This window comes from Desulfomonilia bacterium, from assembly GCA_036567785.1.
In the GTDB taxonomy this organism is placed as follows: Bacteria; Desulfobacterota; Desulfomonilia; order UBA1062; family UBA1062; genus DATCTV01.
This window is the reverse complement of sequence record DATCTV010000041.1, coordinates 1-9746: the sequence shown is the minus strand read 5'-3', so window position 1 is coordinate 9746 and position 9746 is coordinate 1. Positions and strand designations below refer to the sequence as shown.

7 protein-coding genes are annotated in these 9746 nt (G+C 47.9%); 6 read left to right on the top strand and 1 reads right to left on the bottom strand.

Annotated elements, in window-relative coordinates; translation table 11 throughout:
- The coding region (locus tag VIS94_12210) for a cell filamentation protein Fic (protein HEY9161830.1) at window positions 1–303 on the top strand (303 nt) is incomplete at its 5' end.
- Window positions 296–3247 carry a GIY-YIG nuclease family protein gene (locus VIS94_12205; GenBank protein HEY9161829.1) on the top strand — a complete coding sequence of 984 codons (2952 nt, stop codon included), beginning with the start codon at window positions 296–298 and terminating at the stop codon, window positions 3245–3247. The genes VIS94_12210 and VIS94_12205, both read left to right, overlap by 8 nt.
- A 168-nt stretch (window positions 3248–3415) precedes the next feature.
- Here VIS94_12205 and VIS94_12200 read toward each other — a convergent pair whose 3' ends face one another.
- A complete protein-coding gene (locus tag VIS94_12200; protein HEY9161828.1) occupies window positions 3416–5383 on the bottom strand; it encodes a substrate-binding domain-containing protein in 1968 nt (655 codons plus the stop codon).
- 482 nt (window positions 5384–5865) lie between these two features.
- Between VIS94_12200 and VIS94_12195 the strand changes: the two genes are divergently transcribed.
- The 4 genes from VIS94_12195 to VIS94_12180 form a co-directional block, all read left to right on the top strand.
- The gene (locus VIS94_12195) at window positions 5866–6360 is read left to right on the top strand and encodes a hypothetical protein (protein HEY9161827.1); all 495 of its coding nucleotides are present in this window, start codon (window positions 5866–5868) and stop codon (window positions 6358–6360) included.
- A gap of 645 nt (window positions 6361–7005) precedes the next feature.
- A complete protein-coding gene (gene arfB, locus VIS94_12190; GenBank protein ID HEY9161826.1) occupies window positions 7006–7431 on the top strand; it encodes an alternative ribosome rescue aminoacyl-tRNA hydrolase ArfB in 426 nt (141 codons plus the stop codon).
- Window positions 7432–7726: 295 nt separating this feature from the next.
- Window positions 7727–9247, top strand: coding sequence for a sugar ABC transporter ATP-binding protein (locus VIS94_12185; GenBank protein ID HEY9161825.1), 1521 nt, complete (start codon window positions 7727–7729; stop codon window positions 9245–9247).
- Window positions 9248–9264: 17 nt separating this feature from the next.
- The coding region (locus tag VIS94_12180) for an ABC transporter permease (protein ID HEY9161824.1) at window positions 9265–9746 on the top strand (482 nt) is incomplete at its 3' end.

The following is a 9746-nucleotide window of genomic DNA, read 5'->3' as shown; positions in this document are numbered from 1 at the left end:
AAATATGTGGAAATGAATGCTGCCCATCCGTTTATGGAGGGCAACGGAAGGAGCATGCGCATTTGGCTTGACCTGCTTTTGAAAAAGCGCTTAAAACGCTGCGTGGATTGGAGCCGCGTTGGCAAGAAAGCATACCTTACCACAATGGAGCGCAGCGTAACCGATTCCGCACCGATCAAGGCTTTGCTCTCTTCCGCTTTAACCGACAGAATCAATGACCGTGAAATGTTTATGAAAGGTGTGGATTATTCATACTACTACGAGCAGGCGGACGAAATAACTGAGGATAAGAGCCATGAGTAAAGAATTCTTCCCCCAACGCCCGGATTCGCACCCGATGATCTACGCCTATTCCGACAACAACCCGCAGTATCAGGGCTTGCTGAAGGTCGGTTATACGGAAAAAGACGTGGAAATGCGTGTCGCGCAGCAATATCCCACCAAACGCCCGGATGGACTGAAGCCCTATCAAATCGTGCTGGTCGAGTCCGCCATGCGCAATGACGGCTCCTGCTTTACCGATCATGACGTTCACAAGGTTTTGCGCCAGAAAAGAGTCAGCGCGGTCGGCGGTGAGTGGTTCCGCTGCAGTGTCGAGGAAGTCAAAGCGGCTATTGCCGCCATTAAGACGGGTACTGCCAATATCGAAAACCGTACGCAGATGTTCACCTTGCGTCCCGAACAAAAAGAAGCTGTCGATAAAACGATGGAATATTTTGCGGCTGCCAAAAGGGATTTTCCCGATCGCGCCCCCAAGTTCCTGTGGAACGCCAAGATGCGCTTCGGCAAGACGTTCGCAGCCTATCAGCTTGCCAGACGTATGGGGTTCAAAAAAATACTGGTACTCACCTTCAAACCGGCCGTAGAAGCAGCCTGGGATGAAGACCTGATGACCCATATAGACTTTGAAGGCTGGCAGTTTATCTCCAACAAGGATGCCCACAACAATAAGATCAACATGGACGAGCAGTACGCAAAGGCGGATAAAACCCGCCCCATTGTGTGTTTCGGCTCGTTTCAAGATTTACTTGGTACCAATGAGAAGGGTGGTATCAAAACCAAAAATGAGTTTATCCACGACAGCAACTGGGACCTCGTGATTTTTGACGAATACCATTTTGGCGCATGGCGTGACAATGCGAAAAGCTTGTTTGAACAGCCGGATGAAGATGAGGATTACGATTTCGATCTGGAAAAATACAAAAAGGATGAGGCGGACAACGCCTACAACGAAACTTTTCTGCCAATCACTACATCGTATTATCTGTTTCTGTCGGGCACGCCGTTCCGCGCCATCAACAGCGGCGAATTTATCGAAGAGCAGATTTATAACTGGACTTATTCCGATGAACAGCGGGCAAAGGAGAATTGGGGCGACACTTCCGATAATCCGTATGCCGCCCTGCCGCGCATGGTGATGATGACGTATCGCATACCGGAAAGCATCCGACAGATCGCCATGCAGGGACAATTCGACGAATTTGACCTGAATGTGTTTTTCTCTGCCAAAGGGAAAGGCAAAGAAGCCAGGTTTGTCTATGAAAATGAGGTGCAGAAATGGCTTGATCTGATTCGCGGATCCTATCTGCCGGCGAGTTTGGATGACATGAAACTCGGTCAGGACAAGCGTCCGCCAATGCCGTTTTCCGATACACGGCTGTTGAATGTGCTCTCGCATACGTTCTGGTTCTTGCCCAATGTGGCGTCTTGTAATGCGATGATGAATCTGTTGGCGCAGAAACAGAACACCTTTTTCCATTCGTATAAAATCAATCTGTGCGCCGGTTCATCCGCCGGTATCGGCGTAGCTGCATTGGAACCGGTGTTAAAATCGATGGGCGATCCGCTTTCGACCAAAACAATCACGCTTTCCTGCGGCAAATTGACGACCGGCGTCACAGTGCGCCCCTGGACGGGTATCTTCATGCTGCGCAACCTGAAAAGCCCGGAGACCTATTTCCAGGCGGCTTTCCGCGTGCAAAGCCCGTGGGAAATCACCACCGGCGCAGGCACTCGCGAGATTATGAAGCACGAATGCTATGTGTTTGATTTTGCTCTGGACCGTGCGCTGAGACAGATATCGGATTACAGTTGCCGGCTGAATATCAATGAGAGCAATCCGGAAAGGAAAGTGGCGGAGTTTATCAATTTTCTTCCCGTGCTGGCTTATGACGGCAGCAGTATGAAGCAGATCAACGCACAGGAAATTTTGGATATTGCCTTGGCGGGCACATCGGCAACGCTGCTGGCCAAACGTTGGGAATCCGCTTTACTGGTCAATGTGGATAATGATACGCTAGCCCGCTTGATGGCTAGCAAAGAGGCGATGGCAGCTCTGATGCGCATTGAAGGATTCCGCAGCTTGAATGCTGACATCGAGATGATCATCAATAAATCTGAAACGGTTAAAAAGGCGAAACAAATCGGAACCGATGGTCTTTCACCGAAAGAGAAAAAAGAACTTACTGACGAAGAAAAAGAATACAAATCAATGCGCAAACAGATTCAGGAAAAGCTGATCAAATTTGCCACGCGCATTCCGATCTTCATGTATCTCACTGACTATCGGGAACACTCGCTGCAAGACGTGATCACGCAGTTGGAACCCGGGCTGTTCAATAAGGTCACCGGACTGGATGTCAAGGATTTTGAGCTGTTAGTCTCGTTGAATGTTTTCAATAGCTCCATTATGAATGACGCCATTACAAAATTCAAGCGTTATGAGGATTCCAGCCTCTCCTACACCGGTATTGATAAGCATGCGGGGGAGGATATCGGCGGATGGGACATCGTGATCAAACGCAGCGAATATGAAGCGTTGTTTTACAACCAGCAGTTTACGATGGAACCGTCAGCTGATTATGTTCCGGAATTGCCGGATGAGGGCTTTTCGGTAGATTTAGATGAAGATCAGGAGGAAGCGGAAGAACCGGTCGTAACGAAAAGCGCAAAACCGGCTGCCTACCCAAAGCATGCCCGCAAAAACAGGGGTGCGACATCTTTGCCCGAGTTGATCACAGCCAGTTTTGGGATAAAACCTCCCTTTGCACCACAACCGGTAAGGATCGAAGAAAAGCCGAAGGTAGACACATATAATATTACAGTGGGTTCAATTGTGCGGCATAATTCGTTCGGAGCTGGCAGCGTGATTGAGCTCGACAAAGGAGAGATTACCGTGGCATTTGAACAGGGTCAAAAAAGCTTTGTTTATCCCGACGCATTTGAAAATGGTTTTTTGAAGGTGTAGATACGTTGGGTTGTTTTATATAAGATAATAGACAAAAAATGTCTATTATCTTATATGAAATGATAATCCTCATGGGAATTCGCGGCAGTCTCCCGGATCGACGCAAACAGCAAATCGGTTTGTCGGTTGAAGCTGCAGGCACTGCCATCTCCAATCCCCATGAAACCCTTATTCAAACCAGCGGTCTAGGATCTCGTCCGGGGACATCAACCGGTCTGTATGAAAATCATCGTCCTCGTACTCGATGACTTCCAGCGCATCGAGCAGATTGTCATTGGTAATGACAGGAAAATCCACGAGGAACGCGTTGCCGTAGCTGCCTTTCAGTGCGGATGAATCGATTGTTTCGCCGCTCAGTAAGAAATGAGCGGCATGCACCGCATCATAGGCGATGCCGGGCGGATTACTAACTGCCACACACGAAAATCCAGGATGTTCGGTTATACGGTCTTTCCAGATGTAAAAGCCCTCTTTGGTGGAATCACAGGTCAGCATCGGATACCGGTCCGGGTCGCTGATGTTGTTCACAATCCCGAAAACCGCGCTGGTATACGCGGCATTTGTCCAAACGGCTTTCAGAGACGGGTATGCGCTGACCAGATCATTGAAAATGAATTCATCCTGATTGAAATTGTATCGCTGCGTGTCCGTGGTTACGACCTGGATATCTGGATACTCTTTTTCAAGCAGGTTCTGGATGCGCTGTGCATCTTTCTGTGACGGATTAAAATCAAAGTAGGCAAATTCTCCCGATCTGCCGCTCGCTTGAAACAAAATATTCAGCGTGGTACGCAGCATCTCATCGTGATCTGCCGTGATGGTGTAGACGCCGTCTATGTCGATTTCGGCGTCCAGCACAAAAACAGGAATGCCACGATCCACTGCTTCCTGGAGTGCAGCGCTGGAATTCGTGATCGTTTCGGGACTGGAATTCAAGACGAGGGCGCTGATATTTGCGCTGAGCAATGCAGGGATCTCCCCATATATACAGGGTATGGCCAATTCATCACAGGCTTTTTGAAAATTAAGCTTGCGCTGCCATTGTGCACGAGTATCGCCAGCGTACCCCAAAAGCAGTACCGGTTTTGTTTCGGTAGGTGCGGCAACCGGAATGGGCGCTTTTTCAGGGCGAACTCCTTCAAAACCGGACAGACAGGTCGCCGGCCAGTCCGGATTGTGATCGATCCCGGGATGTTTCGTGAGGTTCAGGAAATTGTCTGGATAAATATCGCCGACCAGATAGATCTCTTCATCGCCGGTCAGAATGTCGACGCTGACACATTCGACTCGCTCTCCATCCACTGTTTTAAAAGGCAAATATTGCTGTATTCCGCCTTTTCCACCGGCATTACGGACATTGGATCCATCCGCTTGCATGACGCAGTTGCTACAAACGCCATCCGGATGGTCCCAATGTGTGAAAATTTCTCCATCAATCGTCCAGAACACATCATATACATTGCCGTTTTGCGTCAGTTGCTGCACATGACTGCCGTCTGCATTCATGACGAAAAGCCAGGTCTGATCACCTTCCTTGCGCAACCAGGCGATCTGGCTGTCATCCGGTGACCAGGCGGGCTGCATCTCCTGTTCCGAGGATTTTGTCAGATTTATCGAGGGGCCGCTGCCGTCTGCGGGGATGATGTAGATATCCCCGTGATGCGAATAGGTGATCTGGCTGCCGTCATGCGACCAGTCCGGTGCGGCACTGTCATCTTCAAAGGTCAGTGGATGAACATTACTGCCGTCTGCGTCCATGATCAGGATATAATTTCCGCTTTCCCGTTCATCCATCGAACGGTTTGACACAAAAGCGATCCGGCTGCCATCGGGTGACCATGCAGGTTCCGCATCATAGGCCGAATTTTCCGTCAGATTCCTCATTTGGCTGCCGTCTGGCGCCATGCTGTATACCTCGTGATTGCCGTCCCGATCCGTTTCGAAGACGATGTTGCAGGGGATGGATGGCGTTTCGATTGGCATGGCGGGACTTGTTGATAGCGGCGAAACCATGGCGGCTGCAGCAAGCGGCAGTGCTGCGTGTGCGTTGCTGTCGGTGGCAGCGCTTGCGTGACCGCTCAGAAGAACTATCCAAACAATTGTTGCGATGGCAGTACAACGGATGTAACGTTTCATCTTTTTACGTTCCTTTTCTCAGTATTTTGGAATATCGGCTGGCTTTGCGAATTAATCAAGAAAAAATTCACTCCTTATTTTGATTCACTGGTACATCAATGGTTAACCGCTAAAGTTATAGAAATTTTGACTTTTCTTTGTATGGTTTTCGAGAAGAATTGAAAATGATTTTATCATGATGACGATCTGGAGCAGCAGTGATTCGAAATATAAGGAGAATGATTCGTTGTTGTGTTGTATGTGCGCTTTGCACACATACAACACAACAACGATTTTTCTTACTTTTTGCAAAAATAAAACCTATATTTCGAACAACGGATGAAAAATATTACACATCCAATCATAAAAACTGAAATCAATTTTCATAGGAATTGCTGTTATTAACTCTTTTTAAAAATCAATCATTGAATATTAGAGTCGATTTTTATATAATATATATGCAGGTCGGATTTCTGCAAATCTAAAATGATGGGAGAAACACGATGAGTAAACAATTTAATGGCACAGATTTCTTCAGGATGATGGCCGCTAATGAGAAAGCGGTCGGTGCATTGTACCGACAGTTGGCGGAGGATGCTAAATTCGGTGGTAAATTTTTCGAGAAACTTGCCAGTGATGAGGATCGTCATTTCACCATTTATACCGAACTATTAAAAAAATTCGCCGGCGGCGGAGATTTGACAGTCGAGGTCTCAGAAGAGCAGGAGCAATACTTGAAAATATTGATAGAGAATAACGCGCTAAAAGACCCCGATAAACTGCGGGAAAAGGCAGCAAAAGCCACCAATAAAGATGAGATTTACGATATGGCCGAGCGTGCAGAAATAGATTCTGTCCTTTTCGTCGAGGAGTTGATCACTCTGTACCCTCAGCTGCAACCGGAAGATTTCCGCATTGTACTTAAGGAAGAAAAGAAACACCTGGCGCAAGTGATGAGCCATCGCATGGAAAGCCAGTTGAAAACGCTGCGCTTGTAAGAAGCCGGTCCAATCCTGCGAGCGTTCGTGATAAAGGGAGATTAGGGTTTTTCGGGTCATAGCAAGTAGCCGAATTACCCTGAATTTGCTTTGTAAGAAAGTTTCTGTCCCAAAAGTAGCAGGTTTTGAAAAAAGAGTAAGCTCCGAGTAAACTGAAAGTAACTTAGACCAATCGTTACCGGAGCTTAAGATATCAATCGTCAGGTTACAACTGCCAGAAATCAAGATTTATAAAACAAGTTGTCTGCGGTAATGCCCACACGGTGGTGAGAATCCTGTCATTGCTATTACATTGTAGCGGCCAACTTTGTAAAACTTGTCATTGCGAGCCCTGTAGGGGCGTGGCAATCTCCCTGCTCCATTGCGTAAAAATTGCCACACGAAAAGAGATTGCTTCTCTATGATCGCAATGACAAATTGTCAAGTATGTACTCCTGAGTATCTCGAATAAGTGTCTTTGCATTTCCAATGTTGAGAGTAAAAGGGACGATTTTTCAAAAAGTGAGAAACTCAGGTCCTCTATGAAATTTTAAAAAAACAAGCGTAAATTTTTTTCCTTATTCAAAAAGTCGATCCATATTTCGAATGGCTGTTTTCGAACCGTAATCCCGCGACGATTTCGGCGTGAACGATTATACTTAACGCATGATTGAGATCACACCCGCCGTACAAATCGATGAAAACGAACTGCAGTTCGAATATATTCGCGCGTCCGGACCAGGTGGGCAGAACGTCAACAAGGTCGCGACTGCAGTGCAATTGCGCTTTGACGTCCGCAATTCCCCCTCGCTGGAAACGGACATCAAGGAGCAGCTGACGCTCCACGCCGGAAATCACATGACGGTAGATGGCGTGCTGATCATCACAGCGAAACGCTACCGAACGCAGGAACAGAACCGTCTGGATGCCGTGCTGCGCTTCACTCATCTGGTGGAAGCGGCGCTGCACAAGCCGAAAATCCGCAAAGCGACGCATCCGGGTGTCTCCGCCAAAGCAGCGCGGCTGTTTCAGAAGAAACGGCGTGCCGAAGTCAAGAAACTGCGCAGTTATCACCCTGATGATTGGGAATAACAGCAATTTTCTCTTTTTTGTAGTGGTATTTTCAAATTTAGAAAAACTGATTTTGCTTGCAGTCATTCGAAATATGAACAGAATTTATGATGATTCTCATAATTTACGATTCACGTAAAAGCCATAAAAACAACGAATTCTCTTTCATTATCCGAAAACTTCATCCATATTTCGATAAGCTGATTTTACTTGTAAAAACAAGCGGAAAATCGTTATAATAAATTCTGTGACGATGCGTCTTTGAATCTTTTTTTCGTACAACGCACGACCTTATATAGAACCATGGAGGAATCCTGTGTCAGTGTTTTTCCTCGCAATGAATCACATATACAAGAGTTTTTCACGCGTACCGGTTCTGAAGGATGTCTCCATCCAGATCCGGCCGGGGGAAGTTCATGCTCTGGTGGGTGAGAACGGCGCCGGAAAATCGACTTTGATGAAAATTCTGATGGGCATTTATACTGCTGACAGCGGTGAAATCCAGATTCAGGATAAAACGGTTCAGATTCATTCGCCGCAGGAAGCGCTGCACCTGGGCATTTCCATGATTCATCAGGAGTTGAGCCCTGTTCCGGATATGTCGGTATCCGAGAATCTGTTCATGGGAAGGGAAATTCGCCGCAATCATTTAGGCGGACTCAGCGTTGTGGATCAGAAGGAACAGATCCGGCAGACACGGTCGATTTTCGAATCGATGGGTGTTCAGATGGATCCGAAAGCGCTGATGCGCAACCTGAGCGTGGCACAGGTTCAACTGGTAGAGATCACCAAAGCCATTTCCCTGTCTTCCCGCATCATTATCATGGATGAACCGACTTCGGCGTTGACCGAAAAAGAAGTTCACACCTTGTTTGAGCAGATTGAAAAGCTGCGCCGGACTGGGGTGGGTATCATTTATATTTCCCATAAATTGGATGAGATTTTCAGAATTGCCGACCGCATTTCGGTTCTGCGTGACGGGGAATTGATCGGGACCTATGCGGCAGCGGAACTATCCAAAAATGCGCTGATCCAGTTGATGGTCGGACGTGAGATTACGGCGGTTTACCCGAAAATTGAAACACAGCGAGGCGCTGTGGCGTTGGAAGTGACGAACTTCTCACGCGGAACCCATTTCCGCGATATTTCCTTTCAACTGCATTATGGCGAAATTTTAGGGATCGGCGGACTGGTCGGCGCTGGCCGCAGCGAGCTGGTGGAATGTATCTTCGGCATCACGCATCCGACTGCCGGCGATTTGAAAATTGAGGGACAGACAGTCAGGATTCGTCATCCCAAACAGGCGATCGGGCATAAAATTGCCCTGATCACGGAGGATCGCAAACGAACCGGTCTGAATTTAATCGAGTCGGTTGAAACCAATATTGCTGTTGTCATACTGGACCGCATTGCGAAACTGGGAATCGTTGATGCGAAGAAATCCGCGGAACTCACCGATACATATATTTCGAAATTGAATATTCGTACCAATTCGCGTGGGACAAAGATGTACAAACTCAGCGGTGGTAATCAGCAGAAAGTCGTCCTGGCAAAATGGCTGCTCAGCGAACCGGACATCATCATTCTGGATGAACCGACGCGCGGTATCGATGTCGGTGCCAAACGCGATATTTATCTCCTGATGGGGGAATTGGCTAAGGCAGGCAAGGCGGTACTGATGATTTCCTCAGAAATTCCGGAGCTGATGGGTCTGGCTGACCGCATCATTGTGCTGGCGGACGGACGTTTGACGGGAGAGATCCTGCGCAAGGACTTTTCTCAGGAGCGGATTATGCAGTATGCGTCCAACATGAATGACGAGGGCGAGTCTGTGTAAATTGTTATGAGCGAGTAATGATGAACCTGCCGAACGGGGAGATGAGACGAATGAATGTGAAACAAAGTAAAAAATGGAATACAGACGATCTTCGAGAGCTGGGGATTTTTATTGCCTTCATTATCATTGTCTGTGTCCTGATGATTTTCAGCCCTCCCGGTTTTCGCTCGGGACGCAATATGCTGAACATTCTGAAGCAGACTTCCATCAACGGTATTTTGGCAACCGGCATGATGTATGTGATTATCACCGGCGGGATCGATCTTTCGGTCGGTTCGATCGCAGCGCTGTCCGGTGTGATGGCCGCGCATTTTGCCCATCCTGGGGAGTATCCGTTGATCATCCCGATCCTGCTGCCGGTGTTCATCGGGACACTGGTCGGCTTATTCAATGGCATCGGTGTGACCTATGGCAGTATCCCGCCGTTCATTGTGACGCTGGGTTCGATGACGATTTTCCGCGGCGCTGCGCTGATTGCCAGCAAGGGACAGCCGGTTTT

Excerpts from the sequence above, each read along its gene's own strand:
- VIS94_12205 (HEY9161829.1), top strand. The coding sequence starts at position 296 with ATGAGTAAAGAATTCTTCCCCCAACGCCCGGATTCGCACCCGATGATC.
- VIS94_12200 (HEY9161828.1), bottom strand. The coding sequence starts at position 5,383 with ATGAAACGTTACATCCGTTGTACTGCCATCGCAACAATTGTTTGGATA.
- VIS94_12195 (HEY9161827.1), top strand. The coding sequence starts at position 5,866 with ATGAGTAAACAATTTAATGGCACAGATTTCTTCAGGATGATGGCCGCT.
- arfB (HEY9161826.1), top strand. The coding sequence starts at position 7,006 with ATGATTGAGATCACACCCGCCGTACAAATCGATGAAAACGAACTGCAG.